16 protein-coding genes and 1 tRNA gene are annotated in these 13,388 nt (G+C 66.5%); 4 read left to right on the top strand and 13 right to left on the bottom strand.

Annotated features, from left to right (window positions below; translation table 11 throughout):
* Nucleotides 1-474 precede the first annotated feature (474 nt).
* Entirely contained in the window at nt 475-708 is a 234-nt protein-coding gene (locus IAG41_RS18440) for a hypothetical protein (protein WP_187730110.1), read from the top strand.
* Between the two features lie 46 nt (nt 709-754).
* Nucleotides 755-946: a hypothetical protein gene (locus IAG41_RS18435; protein ID WP_187730109.1), complete on the top strand. Its 192-nt coding sequence runs from the start codon at nt 755-757 to the stop codon at nt 944-946.
* Nucleotides 947-1,126: 180 nt separating this feature from the next.
* On the opposite strand, the gene IAG41_RS18430 is transcribed toward IAG41_RS18435, so the two are convergent.
* The 6 genes from IAG41_RS18430 to IAG41_RS18405 all read right to left on the bottom strand — a co-directional run bounded on the left by IAG41_RS18430 (nt 1,127) and on the right by IAG41_RS18405 (nt 4,129).
* Nucleotides 1,127-1,513 (bottom strand): response regulator, encoded by a 387-nt coding sequence (locus IAG41_RS18430; RefSeq protein WP_187730108.1) that lies wholly within the window; start codon nt 1,511-1,513, stop codon nt 1,127-1,129.
* A gap of 306 nt (nt 1,514-1,819) precedes the next feature.
* Nucleotides 1,820-1,896 (bottom strand) — tRNA-Arg (locus IAG41_RS18425).
* A gap of 46 nt (nt 1,897-1,942) precedes the next feature.
* Entirely contained in the window at nt 1,943-2,323 is a 381-nt protein-coding gene (locus tag IAG41_RS18420) for a DUF6491 family protein (RefSeq protein WP_187730107.1), read from the bottom strand.
* A gap of 13 nt (nt 2,324-2,336) precedes the next feature.
* Complete coding sequence (nth, locus tag IAG41_RS18415) at nt 2,337-3,005, bottom strand: endonuclease III (RefSeq protein WP_187730106.1); 669 nt, start codon at nt 3,003-3,005, stop codon at nt 2,337-2,339.
* Nucleotides 3,002-3,730: a 4-hydroxy-tetrahydrodipicolinate reductase gene (gene dapB, locus IAG41_RS18410; RefSeq protein ID WP_187730105.1), complete on the bottom strand. Its 729-nt coding sequence runs from the start codon at nt 3,728-3,730 to the stop codon at nt 3,002-3,004. Before dapB ends, nth begins: the two co-directional genes overlap by 4 nt.
* Before the next feature lie 51 nt (nt 3,731-3,781).
* Complete coding sequence (locus IAG41_RS18405) at nt 3,782-4,129, bottom strand: hypothetical protein (RefSeq protein ID WP_187730104.1); 348 nt, start codon at nt 4,127-4,129, stop codon at nt 3,782-3,784.
* Between the two features lie 78 nt (nt 4,130-4,207).
* Here IAG41_RS18405 and IAG41_RS18400 point away from each other — a divergent pair, with 78 nt between their 5' ends.
* Nucleotides 4,208-4,906: an NAD-dependent deacylase gene (locus tag IAG41_RS18400; protein WP_187730103.1), complete on the top strand. Its 699-nt coding sequence runs from the start codon at nt 4,208-4,210 to the stop codon at nt 4,904-4,906.
* Between the two features lie 3 nt (nt 4,907-4,909).
* Here the strand turns inward: IAG41_RS18400 and IAG41_RS18395 are convergent, their stop codons facing one another.
* The 4 genes from IAG41_RS18395 to glmM are packed head-to-tail and all read right to left on the bottom strand — an operon-like array spanning nt 4,910 to nt 8,268.
* The gene (locus IAG41_RS18395; RefSeq protein ID WP_187730102.1) at nt 4,910-5,551 is read right to left on the bottom strand and encodes a ribonuclease HII; all 642 of its coding nucleotides are present in this window, start codon (nt 5,549-5,551) and stop codon (nt 4,910-4,912) included.
* Entirely contained in the window at nt 5,544-6,701 is a 1,158-nt protein-coding gene (gene thiD / locus IAG41_RS18390; protein WP_187730101.1) for a bifunctional hydroxymethylpyrimidine kinase/phosphomethylpyrimidine kinase, read from the bottom strand. Before thiD ends, IAG41_RS18395 begins: the two co-directional genes overlap by 8 nt.
* Nucleotides 6,698-6,928, bottom strand: coding sequence for a DUF1272 domain-containing protein (locus tag IAG41_RS18385; protein WP_187730100.1), 231 nt, complete (start codon nt 6,926-6,928; stop codon nt 6,698-6,700). The genes thiD and IAG41_RS18385 overlap by 4 nt, the downstream gene beginning before the upstream one ends.
* Nucleotides 6,928-8,268, bottom strand: a complete 1,341-nt coding sequence (gene glmM, locus IAG41_RS18380) for a phosphoglucosamine mutase (RefSeq protein ID WP_187730099.1) — start codon at nt 8,266-8,268, stop codon at nt 6,928-6,930. The genes IAG41_RS18385 and glmM overlap by 1 nt, the downstream gene beginning before the upstream one ends.
* A 72-nt stretch (nt 8,269-8,340) precedes the next feature.
* Here glmM and IAG41_RS18375 point away from each other — a divergent pair, with 72 nt between their 5' ends.
* A complete protein-coding gene (locus tag IAG41_RS18375; RefSeq protein ID WP_187730098.1) occupies nt 8,341-9,609 on the top strand; it encodes a dicarboxylate/amino acid:cation symporter in 1,269 nt (422 codons plus the stop codon).
* 87 nt (nt 9,610-9,696) lie between these two features.
* On the opposite strand, the gene gorA is transcribed toward IAG41_RS18375, so the two are convergent.
* The 3 genes from gorA to pgi all read right to left on the bottom strand — a co-directional run bounded on the left by gorA (nt 9,697) and on the right by pgi (nt 13,302).
* Complete coding sequence (gorA, locus tag IAG41_RS18370; RefSeq protein ID WP_187730149.1) at nt 9,697-11,043, bottom strand: glutathione-disulfide reductase; 1,347 nt, start codon at nt 11,041-11,043, stop codon at nt 9,697-9,699.
* A 70-nt stretch (nt 11,044-11,113) separates the two neighbouring features.
* The gene (locus IAG41_RS18365; RefSeq protein WP_187730097.1) at nt 11,114-11,722 is read right to left on the bottom strand and encodes a hypothetical protein; all 609 of its coding nucleotides are present in this window, start codon (nt 11,720-11,722) and stop codon (nt 11,114-11,116) included.
* A gap of 86 nt (nt 11,723-11,808) precedes the next feature.
* Nucleotides 11,809-13,302 (bottom strand): glucose-6-phosphate isomerase, encoded by a 1,494-nt coding sequence (gene pgi, locus IAG41_RS18360; protein ID WP_262408746.1) that lies wholly within the window; start codon nt 13,300-13,302, stop codon nt 11,809-11,811.
* Between the last annotated feature and the right edge of the window lie 86 nt (nt 13,303-13,388).

Below are 13,388 nucleotides of genomic sequence, written 5' to 3'. Positions count from 1 at the left end.
AGCCGAACCGCCGTCTGCGAGCTAGGCATCGCCGACCTAGTGCGCTCCCGAGCCCCTTTGCATCGCCTGTCACGACTTCAGCCACGTGCAGCACGACCAAGTTTGCGCATGTCATCGCGCTAGGCCAAAGGAAGGCATCGTTGCGCACTTTGCAAAAGGCATCGCGGCCAAAACGAGTGGCCTCTCTCCGGTGCCTAGGTAACTGCAAATCGCTTCGGCACCTTAAGGTCTCCTTGCCGCAATGCTCAGCCCGCCCGAACAAGCCGTTATCAACCTCAGAGATGCGGCTTCCTTCGTGCTTCAGGACTTTCCTATCGTAGTATCCGTCGGCAGCTTGGTCTCAGCGCCGGCCAGCTCGGCCATATCCGACGGGCGCTAAAACGGGAAAAGGCCGCCGGAACGAGGCTGCGCAGGCTCCAGCCCGGCGCCACCGAGCGCGACCTGCCGATCAACCAATCGGTCCTGCCGGCCGGCTTGCGGAGGATCCTGATCCTATCCGGGTTCAAGACGCTCGGCGACCTCGCCGACAGGCTTGCCGATCCCAACATCCCGGAGCTCCAAACCCTGCCAGGGATCGGTCCGCACCGGGCTCGCCTGGTAAAGGATATGCTCGATGATTTCGGGCTCCTAGCCGGGACAGAAGACCTTCGTGCAGCTATAGAGGCGCTCTTTCCGGACTTGCGCGAAGGGCACGAAATCGCCGATTGAGTAGCTGTCGTGATGCGGGTCATGATCCCGAACAGGAGTAGCCATCTTGTCAGACGCCGACTTGACGCTTGCCGAGCTCGATGAGCGGATCGCGATCATCGAGGATAATCTGCGGGACCTGGTGGAACAGGCGGCGGCCTATTCGGGTGGGAATGACGAGGATCGTTCCTCGGATCGTATCGCCGAGCAGCAACAAGAGCTCGATGCCTTGAAGAAGCAACGCGACGCACTGGGCTGAGGTCGATCGATAGTCCACGCCGGCTAGGCGGCCAACGCGCCGCTTCCTGCGTGTGTGAGGCTGCCCCGAACATTGGCGACCCCATCGGTGATCTACCGGCTTTGGACCTAGCTGGGCCGGACCGGGCAGGCGCAGGCAATTAGGGTCGGGATCAGAAGAGCGTCGCCAGCCGGTTGCTGGTTAGCAATTTTGTTGGTTCGGGCTGCGTCCCAGCATCATCGTGAGTACCGCTGAGAGCGCTGGGAAGGGGTATGGTTTGTTGAGAACCGGACGCCCCGGATAGTCGACGCTCGCGCTCTTGTCGCTATAGCCGGTCGAGAACAGGAACGGCACGCCGCGCGCCGCCAAGGCATCGGCAACGGCATAGCTTTTCGTGCCGCCTAGATTAAGATCCAGCATGGCGAGATCGAAGACCTGAGAGCCGATAAGGGTAAGGGCTTCCCTTACCGTCGCGGCCACTGTCACGGAGCGGCATCCAAGCTCGGCGAGCATATTCTCGATCGACATCAGGACCATCATCGCGTCCTGGACGACGAGCACGCGTTGATCGGACAGGAGCTCATCCATCTTCTGATCCCTTCGGTGCTGGGTCCTAACCCTAGTCACTCCACGCAGCCGGTTCAGATAGCCTGTTCCCCTGCCAGTCCGAGCCGTTCGCTGCGCTTGAAGTCGCGTGACCGTACCTCCGCTACATCGCGCGCAGCTGGGGCACCGCTTCCGGCCAACTCTGGTTATTCAGAACTTGGCCGTCGTTAGACGTCTGCAACGCCACAAACCAATGGCGAAGTGCGATTCGGGCTCAGGACGTCCGAGAATGTTTTCCGTACATTTTCCGTACAGAGATTTGGAATGCAGCCTAAGTTATTGAAAAGCTGGCGCACCCGACAGGATTCGAACCTGTGGCCTCTGCCTTCGGAGGGCAGCGCTCTATCCAGCTGAGCTACGGGTGCCTGGAAACAGGCGCCTAGCAAAGCCGATCCGCCGATGCCAGCCGTTTCAGCGGCCGGCGGCAAGCGTCACAGGCTGGAACTTCCCGAGCCCGCAGGTCGCGCCCTGGCTCAGCCCCGGCGACACGAGCACAGTGATCAAGTCGACCGAGCAAAGTTGGTTGAGCGATGTCTTGTACGAAAAGCGCTTCTCGAAGCCGAGTTGCGGGCAGGAGCCATTCAGCGTGTTGCGATAGACCTTGTTGCCCCTGGTGATGAAATCGATCGTCGAATCGTCGCGTACCTTGGTTTCACGAATATCGATCAACCGAAGGCAATCGACCGGCTTGCCGGCTGGCGTCGCCGCCGGGACCTTTTCCTTGTGATCCTGGCTGGCGGTGCCGGGGGCGGCGAGGAAGAGCAGGGACGAAGCGGTGATCAGCAGGCGCATGGCGGCGATCCTTCTAGCTTGCGCCGAGCGGAGCTTTGCGGTTCGCGGGCGCAGGTGTCTTGGGCTTGAACGCGCAGAGGTCGGCAACGATGCATCGCCAGCATTCGGGCGTACGCGCCTTGCAGATATAGCGGCCGTGCAGAATCAGCCAGTGATGCGCATGGAGGCGGAAGGGCTGGGGAACCGCCTTGTCGAGCTTCAATTCGACGGCGAGCGGGGTCTTGCCGCGCGCGAGCCCGGTGCGGTTGCCGACGCGGAAGATGTGCGTGTCGACCGCGAAGGTCTCCGCGCCGAACGCCACGTTCATCACGACATTGGCGGTCTTGCGGCCGACCCCGGGCAGCTTTTCCAGTTCATCGCGGTCGGCGGGAACCTTGCCGCCATGATCGCGGATCAGCGCTTCGGACAGCGCGATGACGTTCTTGGCCTTGGTGTTGAACAGGCCGATCGTCTTGATGTGCTGCTTGAGGCCTTCCTCGCCCAGCGCGACCATCTTCTCGGGCGTATCGACCTCGGCGAACAGGCGGCGGGTGGCCTTGTTCACCCCGGCATCGGTGGCCTGGGCGGAGAGGACGACGGCGACGAGCAGAGTATAGTCGTTGACCGATTCGAGTTCGGTCTCGGGATGCGGATTGGCCTCTGCCAGCCGCGCGAAGAACTCGACAACCTGTGCCCTGTTCACACCGCCAGCACCTGGTCCATCGTATAGCGCCCGGACTGCTGGCCCGCGAGCCACAGCGCGGCCTGGATGGCCCCGCGTGCGAAGACGGCGCGATCGTCGGCGCGGTGGGTGAGCTCGATCCGCTCGCCGGCGGTCGCGAAGATCACGCTGTGATCGCCGACCACCGAGCCGCCGCGGAGCGACGCCATGCCGATCGTACCCGGTGCGCGTGCGCCGGTGAGGCCGGCGCGGGCGGGCACACCGGCTTCGGCGAGACTGGTGCCACGGCCGCGCGCCGCCGCTTCGCCGAGCATCAGCGCGGTGCCCGAAGGCGCGTCGACCTTGTTGCGGTGGTGCATCTCGACGATCTCGATGTCCCATTCGGGATCCAGCCGGAGAGCGGCCTCGCGCACCAGCCGCGCGAGCAGGCCGATGCCGAGCGAGGTATTGCCGGTCTGGAGCACGGGGATTTCGGCGGCGGCGGCGTCGATCAGCTGGTGATGGATGGGCCCGAGCCCGGTGGTGCCGATCACGACCGGCGTCCAGGCCGCGCGGGCTGCGGCAAGATGGGCTTCCAGTGCCGCGGGGGCCGAGAAATCGACCAGGACATCGGCCTTGCGCGCCAGCGCGGCGGGATCGTCGCCGATATCCGCGCCGCCGGCGAGTTGCGCGCCGAGTTCAGGGGCGATGGCGGCGATCGCCTGGCCCATGCGGCCCTGGCTGCCGAAGATGCCGATGCTCGTCATGCACCCGCTCTAGGCCAGCGATTTCGCGAGCGCCAGATGGAGGATGGGAGGTTATTTCTCCTCGGGCGTCGGCGCTTTCTTTTTGCCCAGCGGGATCTTGAGCGTGACCATTGCGGCGGGAACGCTGACGCCGCCCACGCCGCGCTGGGTGGCGTCCACCGAGGCCGTGCTACCGCCGGGCAGCGTGAATTGCGCGCGGCGCGCCGGGGTTTCATAACGCGGCGCGAGGGGCGCCAAGCGGAAGCGCGATTGATCGGGGTTGCCGCAGACGGTGATTTCGTCGGGCACGGTTTGACAGCGGGCCGGCCGGGACTCCGGTGCCGGTTCGTCGTCGGAGACCGGGCCTGTCGAGGCACGGTCTTGCGCGGCGACGGCGAGTAGCAGGGCGAAAGCGAGCATCGGTTCGGCCTCCGGACGGGACGGCGAATGCGTGGCCGAGATTTGCGGCGAGCGCGTGGCAGCGGCTAAAGGCACGGCATGCGCGATATCCGCAACATCTTGGTGCTGACCGGCGCAGGCATTTCGGCTGAAAGCGGCGTGGCGACCTTTCGTGGGCCCGGCGGGCTGTGGGAGGGGCACCGGGTCGAGGATGTCTGTACGCCCCAGGCGCTGCATCGCGATCCCGCGCTCGTGCACCGCTTCTATGACGCGCGGCGGGCACAGCTTGCCGGGGTCGAGCCCAATGCCGCGCACCGGGCACTGGCACGGCTCGATGCCCAATGGCCTGGTGCGTTGTTGATCGTCACCCAGAATGTCGATGACTTGCACGAGCGGGGCGGCGCGAAGCGGCTGCTGCACATGCATGGCGAGCTCAGATCGGCGCTGTGTGCCGACTGCGGGGCCCGGCGACCCTGGGAGGGCGCGCTGCCGCCGGGCAGCGAATGTCCGGCATGCGAGGCGGAGGCGCTCCGGCCCGACATCGTCTTCTTCGGCGAGATGCCGTACCGGATGGACACGATCGAGCGCGCGTTGGCAGGAGCGGACCTGTTCGTGTCCATCGGGACCTCAGGCGCGGTCTATCCGGCCGCCGGCTTCGTCCAGACCGCGCGCTATCACGGCGCCGAGACGCTGGAGCTCAATCTCGAGCCGTCCGAAGGCAGCGTCTGGTTCGCCGAGAGCCGGATGGGGCCGGCGGGAATGCTGGTGCCAGAATGGGTGGAGCAGTTGCTTAGCTGACGCCTATTCGGCGGCGATGGGGCCGAAATCCAGCTCGGCCTGCGCAACTGGCGCGAAGCTGCGGCGGTGGAGCGGCGTCGGCCCGAGTGTACGCAGCGCTTCCTGGTGCGTCCTGGCCGCATAGCCCTTGTTGCTCGCCCAACCATAGCCGGGATAGAGCAGGTCATATTCCAGCATCATGCAATCGCGGCGATGCTTGGCGACGATCGAGGCGGCAGCGATCGACAGGCACAGCGCGTCGCCGCTGACGATCGCGGTGCTGGTATGGCTCCAGTTCGGGCAGCGATTGCCGTCGACCAGCACCATCGCCGGCACCAGGCCGAGCGCATCGACCGCGCGTGTCATCGCCAGCATCGTCGCCCAGAAGATATTGAGCGTGTCGATCTCTTCGACCGTCGCCATGCCGACGCCGACCCGCGCGCATTCGAGCAGCTGGGCGCAGAGCGCCTCACGCTTCGCCGCGGTCAGCACCTTCGAATCGTCGATGCCTCCGGGGATGCATTTGGGATCGAGCACGACGGCGGCAGCGACCACCGGCCCGGCGAGCGGTCCGCGCCCGGCCTCGTCGACGCCCGCCACGGGCCCCTTGTGGCTGCGCTGGTAGCGGCGTTCGAACTTCAGGTCAGGCCCGGGATTCTTAGGCATCGTCGAGCCGCCATGGCGGAAAGCGCCGCATCTCGCCAGCCTGGTAGAGACGAACCGCATTGCCCGCCGGATCGCGGAGCCGCGCCTCGCGCCAGCCCCAGGTTTCGTCCTTGGGCTCCTGCTCGAACTTGAAGCCCTGTTGCTGGAGATAGGCGACCGTCACGTCGAGATCGCCGCATTCGAAATAGACGACCGGCGCGGTATATTCGGGATCGGTAGCGATCGAGAAGGTCGCGCCGCCTTCGGTCTCGAACCGGGCATAGCGGGGCGCAGCGCGGACGACCTGGCGGAGGCCGAGCAGCCGATAGAAGCGCTCGCTCGCCGCCAGGTCTTCGGCCGGGACGGTCACCTGGTTCAGCATCGGCTCGAAGAAGCTCATGTTGAGATCGAGCCGTACCGCCTGCTGCGCCATCGGGCCATGGCCGCGCCCCAGTCCCGTCGCTTCGCGCATTGCGATCCGGACGAAGCGGCGCGCGCGGGTCACCGCCTCGGGCAGGTCCCATTCCTGCGCCAGGCCGCAGGCGATCGCCGAAGAGAGCGTGCAGCCGGTGCCGTGGGTGCTGTCGGTCTCGATGCGGGGATCGGTCCAGTCTATCTCGGGCGGATCGTCGGGATTGGACGAATAGAGCGTGTCGATCACCTCCGGCCCGGTGCCGTGGCCGCCCTTGACCAGCACCGCGCAGCGATGCTCCGCGACCAGCTCCTGCGGATCGCGGCCCAGCGCCTCGAGCTCGGGAAGGTTGGGCGTGACGACCGTCGCGCGGTCCATCAGCCGCTCGAACGCGGCGATCGTCGCGTCGTCGGCCAGCGTGGCGCCACTGGACGCGGCCATGACGGGATCGAACACCACGGGAATCCCAGGCAGCTCGCCGAGCTTCTCCGCCACTGCCAAGGCGGTGCGCGCGGATCCGATCATGCCGATCTTGATCGCGTCGACACCCAGATCGCGCACCACCGCGTCGATCTGCGCGACCACCATTTCGGCCGGGACGGCATGCACCGCATCGACGCCCATCGTGTTCTGCGCGGTGATCGCCGTGATCGCGGTCATCGCGTGGCCGCCGAGCATGGTGACCGTCTTGATATCGGCCTGGATGCCCGCGCCTCCGCCCGAATCGGAGCCGGCGATGATCAGCACGCGCGGGGTCATGATACTCCCTTGAACCTGCGCTCGCTCGATGCCGGGTGGCGCTGGAGGCTCTTACCAGTTCGCGTCGGCCGATCCATCAGCTCGCCGCCGCAATTGGCGCACATATCGTCGAGCGCCTCGGCGCATTCGGCGCAAAAGGTGCATTCGAACGAACAGATGAACGCGCCCGGCACGTCGGCGCGCAGGTCCGCGCCGCAGCGTTCACAATCGGGGCGCATCTCCAGCATCAGGCGGCTGCCAGCCGGACGGCTTCGCATACGCGATCGACCACCGCTTCCACCTGGCCGCGATCGTCACCCTCGGCCATCACGCGGATCACCGGCTCGGTGCCCGAGGGGCGGATGACCAGCCGGCCCTTGCCTTCGAGTTCGGCCTCGGCCTCGGCGATCGTTTCCTTGACGCTCGCAACCTCCAACGGCTTGCCGCCCTTGAAGCGGACATTCTTGAGCAATTGCGGCAGCGGATCGAAGCGGTGGAGCACTTCGCTTGCCGGCGCGCCCGAACGCACCAGCTCGGCCAGCACCTGCAGCGCCGCGACGAGCCCGTCGCCGGTGGTGGCATAGTCGGACAGGATGATGTGGCCGCTTTGCTCGCCCCCGACATTATAGCCGGAGGTGCGCATCTTCTCGAGCACGTAGCGGTCCCCGACCGCGGTGCGCACCATCCCCAGCCCTTGCGCGGCGAGATGCCGTTCGAGCCCCAGATTGGACATCACCGTCGTGACCAGCCCGCCGCCGGCGAGCTTGCCCTGCCGCGCCCAGCCGCCCGCGATCAGCGCCATGAGCTGGTCGCCATCGACCACCTTGCCGGTCTCGTCGACGACGATCAGCCGATCGGCATCGCCGTCCAGCGCGATGCCGATCGCGGCGCCGCTGGCGACCACCGTCTCGCACAGCGTTTCCGGCGCGGTCGATCCGACGCGGTCGTTGATGTTCTTGCCGTTGGGCTCGACCCCGATCGCGACGATCTCGGCGCCCAGTTCCCACAGCGCCGAGGGCGCGACCTGGTACGCCGCACCATTGGCGCAATCGATCACCACCTTGAGCCCGTCGAGCCGCAGTTCCTCCGGGAAGGTCGACTTGGCGAAGTGGATATAGCGGCCGCGCGCATCCTCCACGCGCCGCGCCCGGCCGATCTCGGCGGCCGGCGCCAGCGCGACGTCGCCGTCGATGAGCGCCTCGATCGCCAGCTCGTCCGCGTCCGAGAGCTTGTAGCCGTCGGGACCGAACAGCTTGATGCCGTTGTCGGCGAAGGGATTGTGGCTGGCCGAGATCATCACGCCCAGATCGGCGCGCATCGACTGGGTGAGCATCGCCACTGCCGGGGTGGGCATCGGCCCCACCAGCACCACGTCCATGCCGACGCTGGTGAAGCCCGCGACCAGCGCATTCTCAAGCATATAGCCCGACAGCCTGGTGTCCTTGCCGATCACCACGCGGTGACGGTGATCGCCGCGCACGAAATGCGCGCCGGCCGCCATGCCAACCTTCATCGCCATCGCCGCGGTCATCGGCGCGACATTGGTGAGGCCGCGAATTCCGTCAGTACCGAAATATTTTCTTGCCATGTGCTGTTTTCTCGCGACCTTGCACGCCCTCAACCGCCATCGGATTAGCGCGGAAATTCTCAAAGGGCGAGCATGTCGCAACCAACCCGTATCCTCTTTTCCCTGATTGCGGGGCTGATTCTCGGCGCGCTGCTCGCCGCCTTCGCGCCGTCGGCCGCGCTGACCGCCGCCGACTGGGCGCAGCCGATCGGCCAAGCCTGGCTCAACGGCCTCCAGATGACGATCGTGCCGCTGGTCGTGGCCCTTCTCATCACCGGCGTCGCCGCGACCGCCGAAGCTGCCCAGGCGGGCCGGTTGGCGGGTCGCGCGATCGCGCTTTACGTGGTCGTACTGTTCCTTTCGGCCGTTGCCGCCGCGATACTCACCCCCCTATTCCTCCACATCGCGCCGCTGCCGCGTGAATCGGCCGAAGCGTTGCGCTCCGCGCTCGCCGGCGCCGAGAAGATCGGTCCTATCCCGCCGATCGGCGAGTTCCTGGCTGCGATCGTACCCTCCAACATCGTCAAGGCGGCGGCGGAGAACGCCTTCCTGTCGCTGATCATCTTCTCGCTGATCTTCGCCTTCGCGATGACGCGGGTGGGCGAAGAGGCGCGAACACTGCTGACTCGCTTCTTCATGGCGCTGCGCGATGTGATGCTGATCGTGATCGACTGGGTGCTGTGGGTGGGGCCGGTGGGCGTGTTCGCACTGGCGCTGGTCGTCGGCGCCAAGGCGGGCACCGGCGCGTTCGGCGCGCTGATCCACTATATCCTGATCGTCGCCAGTGTCGGCCTGGCCGTGACGATCTTTGCCTATCCGGTGGCGGTGCTCGGCGGACGCGTTGGCCTGGGCCGCTATGTGCGTGCCGCTCTGCCGAGCCAGGCGGTGGCGCTCAGCACGCAATCCTCGCTCGCGACGCTGCCGGTGATGATCGAGGGCTCGGCCAAGCTCGGCGTGCCGGTGGCGGTATCGGGCGTGACTTTACCCCTCGCGGTGGCGATCTTCCGGGCGACGGGGCCGGCGATGAACTTCGCGGTGGCGATCTATGTCGCCGAGTGGTTCGGTGTGCCGCTGAGCCCGACGACGCTGGCGGTGGGCGTGGTTGTCGCGACGCTGACCTCGCTCGGCTCGGTGAGCCTTCCGGGCACGGTCAGCTATGTGAGCGCCATCGCCCCGGTCGCCGCGACGATCGGCGCACCGGTGAGCCCGCTTGGGCTCCTCGTCGCGGTCGAGACGCTGCCCGACATCATGCGGACCGTCGGCAATGTCACCTGGGACATCGCCGCGACGACCTGGCTGTCGCGCAAGGCGGGCAAGGTGCCGCTGGACGAGGCGGACGCGATACTCGCCCACGACACCTGAGCGCCCGCGGGCCATCCACTTTCGGGGGAGTGACCGGCAAGGCTGCCCCGCAGCCTTCGGTCCACGCTTACGGCGTGAACTTCCCGGTCACTTCATCAGCACCAGCTCTTCCGACATGGTCGGGTGCAGCGCCACCGTCTGGTCGAACGCGTCCTTGGTGAGGCCGGCCTTGACCGCGATCGCTGCGGCCTGGAGGATCTCCGGAGCATCGGGACCGATCATGTGGAGGCCGACCACCTTCCCCGTCACGCCGTCGCAGACCATCTTGTAGAGCGCGCGCTCGTGGCGGTCGGCGAGGACGTTCTTCATCGCGCGGAAATCGGAGGTGTAAATCGCCACCGAACCCAGCTTGTTCTTCGCCTCGCTCTCGGTCATCCCGACGCCGGCCATCGGCGGGTGGCTGAACACCGCACTGGGGACGTTGGCATAGTCGACCCGGTGCGGCTTGCCACCGAAGATCGTGTCGGCAAAGGCCTGGCCTTCGCGGATCGCGACCGGGGTAAGCTGGATGCGGTCGGTCACGTCGCCTACGGCATAGATGCTGTCGACCGATGATTTGTTGTCGGCATCGACCTTGACCGCGCCCTTGGCGTCGAGCTCTACGCCGACATCCCCCAGGCCCAATCCCTGCGTATTGGGCACGCGGCCGGTGGCGAACAGCACGCAATCGACTTCGAAGGGCTCGTGCTTGGTCAGCTCGACGCGGAAGGCGCCGTTTTCGAGTTGCTCAATCTTCTTGAATTCCGAGTGGAAACGGAAATCGATGCCCTTGGTGATCGAGATCTGGAGCAGCCGGTCGCGGATCGAATGATCATAGCCGCGCAGGAGCACGTCGGTGCGGTTGACCAGGGTCACATGGCTGCCGAACTCGTTGAAGATGCCGGCGAATTCATTGGCGATATAGCCGCCGCCGGCGATCAGGATACGCTTGGGCAGTTTGTCGAGATGGAACACCTCGTTCGAGGTTATGCCGAGATCGCTGCCGGGGAAATCGGGCACGTGCGGATGCGCGCCGCTGGCGATCAGGATATATTTCGACGTGACCTTCTTGCCCGACGCCAGCGTCACTTCGTGGGGGCCGGTGACCGTCGCGTGCTCGAGGAAGATCTCGACGCCGTTATTCTCGAGGCCCTGGGTGTAGAGCCCATTCAACCGGTCAACATCGGCCATCACATTGTCGCGCAGCACCGTCCAGTCGAACCGGCAATCGGGCACGTCCCAGCCGAAGCGGCGGGCGTCCTTCAGATCCTCGGCGAAATGGGCGCCATAGACGAGCAGCTTCTTGGGCACGCAGCCGCGGATCACGCAGGTGCCGCCGACGCGATATTCCTCCGCTACCGCAACGCGCGCGCCGTGCGCGGCCGAGACGCGCGAGGCGCGCGTGCCCCCCGACCCCGCGCCGATGACGAACAGATCATAGTCGTAGCTCGCCACGTCGCGTCGCTCCTGCATTGGATAGTCGCCGCCAGATAGGACTGCCGGGGCGTGATGCCAATGCGGCGCGTCAACGCTGGGCGAGATCGATGCGGCGCGAGAGGAAATGGAGGATCCAGGCGATGCCGACCGCGCCTAGTGCGGCCAGGATCATGGCGGGCGACACGCTCTCGGGCGGAACGAAATGCTGGGCGGCCAGCATGAGCAGGACGAAGCTCCAGATCCATAGGTGCAGCGCGACGCGCCAGGGATTGCCGCGGCGGAAGCGCTGGGCGAGTTCGCGGGGCAGCGGCGTACGCCCGGCGAGTTCGGTACGGATGCGGGCGCGCAGATCGGCGAGGTCACGGCGGAAGCACCGCAGGCGCCATATCGACCAGGCATGCAGCGTGAACGCGCCGAGGGCGGTGCCGACCATCAGGGTCCTTCCCATCGGCACGCCGACGAAGCTGGCGATGGCGAACAGGCCGAGGGTCCACAGCACGAGCAGCACCATATGCTCGTATTTTTCGGCGCGGGTCTCCGCGATCCAGGCATCGATCCGCGCGAATGCCTCCGCCTTCCAGGCGGGTGCCGAATCGGCGGGAATCGGCAGGAGATTGCCGTCGCCGGGGTCGAACAGCGGCCCGAGCGGGCTCGGCGGGAACCAGCGCTCGATCGCCGCCCGCTCGCTTTCCCGCATTATCCGCTCGCGATCCATCGCCGCTCCCGCCCGCTTGCGGCGCGCAGCTTAGGCCTCGAAGGGTTGCCGATTGCTTTCGCGGCGCCTCAGCCGAACGCCCGGTGGATCAGATCGGTGGTGGAAGGATCGAAATCCTGCCCGCCTTTGTCTGCCGCCTTGGCCATTTCCTTGCCGAGCTCGACGCCGAACTGGTCGAACGGATTGATGCCGAGCAGCGCCGCGTTCACGAAGGTGCGGTTCTCGTAGAAAGAGAGCAGTGCGCCGAGCGTGCGTGGATCGAGCCGGTCGAGCAGCAAGGTCGCGCTCGGTCGGTCGCCGGGATAGGCGCGCGCCTTGTCCGTGGCATCACGCCCGGCCATCAGCGCGGCGCCTTGCGCGAACATGTTGATCAGCAGCTGGCGATGATGGTCGTCGGCCAGGCTGTCGCCCGGTTCAATCACGCCGACGAACTCGAGCGGCACGAGATGCGTGCCCTGGTGGAGCAGCTGGAACACCGCGTGCTGGGCGTCGGTGCCGACGCCGCCCCAGGTGATTGGCGCGGTCGGCCAGCTGACCAACTGGCCGTCGATGGTCACGCGCTTGCCGTTCGATTCCATCTCGAGCTGCTGAAGATACGAGGGGAGCAATCGGAGGCGCTCGTCATAGGCAAAGGTCGCCCGCGTCTCGCAGCCGCGCGCCTGGGTGTAATAGAGATCGGCGAATGCCGCGAGGACGGGCGCGTTGCTCGACAGCTCGGTCAGGCGGAAATGCCGGTCCATCTCAGCGGCGCCTTCGAGCATCTCCTCGAACGCATCCCAGCCCAGCGCCAGCGCGGCCGGGAAGCCGATCGACGACCAGAGCGAATAGCGCCCGCCGACGCTTTCCGCGAAGGGCAGCACGCGAGTCTCGTCGACACCCCATTCGATCGCCTTGTCGGGCGCCGCGGTCAGCGCGACGACGCGACCGTACGGATCCTCGACGCCGCCTGCCTGCATCCATTCGAGCGCGCTCTGGGCATTGAGCAGCGTCTCGGTGGTGGTGAAGGTCTTGGAGGCGACCGCGATCAAAGTCGCCTGCGGATCGAACCGGTCCGTCGCCTCTTCGAGCGCCAGCCCGTCGACATTGGAGACCACCGCCACGTCGTAGCGATCGGAATCACGGCCGAGCGCGTCGACCAGCAGCTCCGGACCCAGCGCCGAACCGCCGATGCCGATGTGAAGGATGTGGCGGACCGGCCCGAACGCCTCGGCTTCGATCGCGTCGATCAGCGCGCGCATCCGCAGATGATAGGCCTGCGCCCGCATGACGCTCTCGGGCGAACCCTCGCCGCGCTCGGCGGTGTGTTCGGCAGCGCGGCCCTCGGTCACATTGACCGCCTCGCCGGCGAACAGCGCGTCGCGCCTGGCGGCCAGGCCCATCGACTGGGCGAGCGACGAGAATGCGGCGACGGCATCGGCAGTCAGATGCGTCTTCGACCAGTCGAAATGCACGCCGGCGACATCGACCGAAAATGCATCGACGCGGCCGGCGTCACGGGCGAAGAGCTCGGCGAGCGTCGCGGATTCGAGTGTGCGGATCGGCGACCAGTCGGGCAAGGCCATGTTCATCTCCTCTTGGGCCATAAGCCCCTATCGTCCCGCCGAGGCCGCTGCCAGCCGGATTCATCGGCTTGACGCCATGCCCCGGC

This window comes from Sphingomonas sp. JC676 (assembly GCF_014489075.1).
Taxonomy (GTDB): Bacteria; Pseudomonadota; Alphaproteobacteria; order Sphingomonadales; family Sphingomonadaceae; genus Sphingomonas.
The sequence above is the reverse complement of the archived record's forward strand: the minus strand, read 5'-3'. Positions and strand labels throughout refer to the sequence as shown.

What these genes read in the sequence shown, in the direction of transcription:
- IAG41_RS18375 (WP_187730098.1), top strand. Translation starts at nt 8,341, where the DNA reads ATGTCGCAACCAACCCGTATCCTCTTTTCCCTGATTGCGGGGCTGATT.
- pgi (WP_262408746.1), bottom strand. Translation starts at nt 13,302, where the DNA reads ATGGCCTTGCCCGACTGGTCGCCGATCCGCACACTCGAATCCGCGACG.
- IAG41_RS18405 (WP_187730104.1), bottom strand. Translation starts at nt 4,129, where the DNA reads ATGCTCGCTTTCGCCCTGCTACTCGCCGTCGCCGCGCAAGACCGTGCC.
- IAG41_RS18420 (WP_187730107.1), bottom strand. Translation starts at nt 2,323, where the DNA reads ATGCGCCTGCTGATCACCGCTTCGTCCCTGCTCTTCCTCGCCGCCCCC.
- IAG41_RS18395 (WP_187730102.1), bottom strand. Translation starts at nt 5,551, where the DNA reads ATGCCTAAGAATCCCGGGCCTGACCTGAAGTTCGAACGCCGCTACCAG.
- dapB (WP_187730105.1), bottom strand. Translation starts at nt 3,730, where the DNA reads ATGACGAGCATCGGCATCTTCGGCAGCCAGGGCCGCATGGGCCAGGCG.
- IAG41_RS18400 (WP_187730103.1), top strand. Translation starts at nt 4,208, where the DNA reads ATGCGCGATATCCGCAACATCTTGGTGCTGACCGGCGCAGGCATTTCG.
- IAG41_RS18430 (WP_187730108.1), bottom strand. Translation starts at nt 1,513, where the DNA reads ATGGATGAGCTCCTGTCCGATCAACGCGTGCTCGTCGTCCAGGACGCG.
- glmM (WP_187730099.1), bottom strand. Translation starts at nt 8,268, where the DNA reads ATGGCAAGAAAATATTTCGGTACTGACGGAATTCGCGGCCTCACCAAT.
- thiD (WP_187730101.1), bottom strand. Translation starts at nt 6,701, where the DNA reads ATGACCCCGCGCGTGCTGATCATCGCCGGCTCCGATTCGGGCGGAGGC.
- IAG41_RS18385 (WP_187730100.1), bottom strand. Translation starts at nt 6,928, where the DNA reads ATGCTGGAGATGCGCCCCGATTGTGAACGCTGCGGCGCGGACCTGCGC.
- IAG41_RS18365 (WP_187730097.1), bottom strand. Translation starts at nt 11,722, where the DNA reads ATGCGGGAAAGCGAGCGGGCGGCGATCGAGCGCTGGTTCCCGCCGAGC.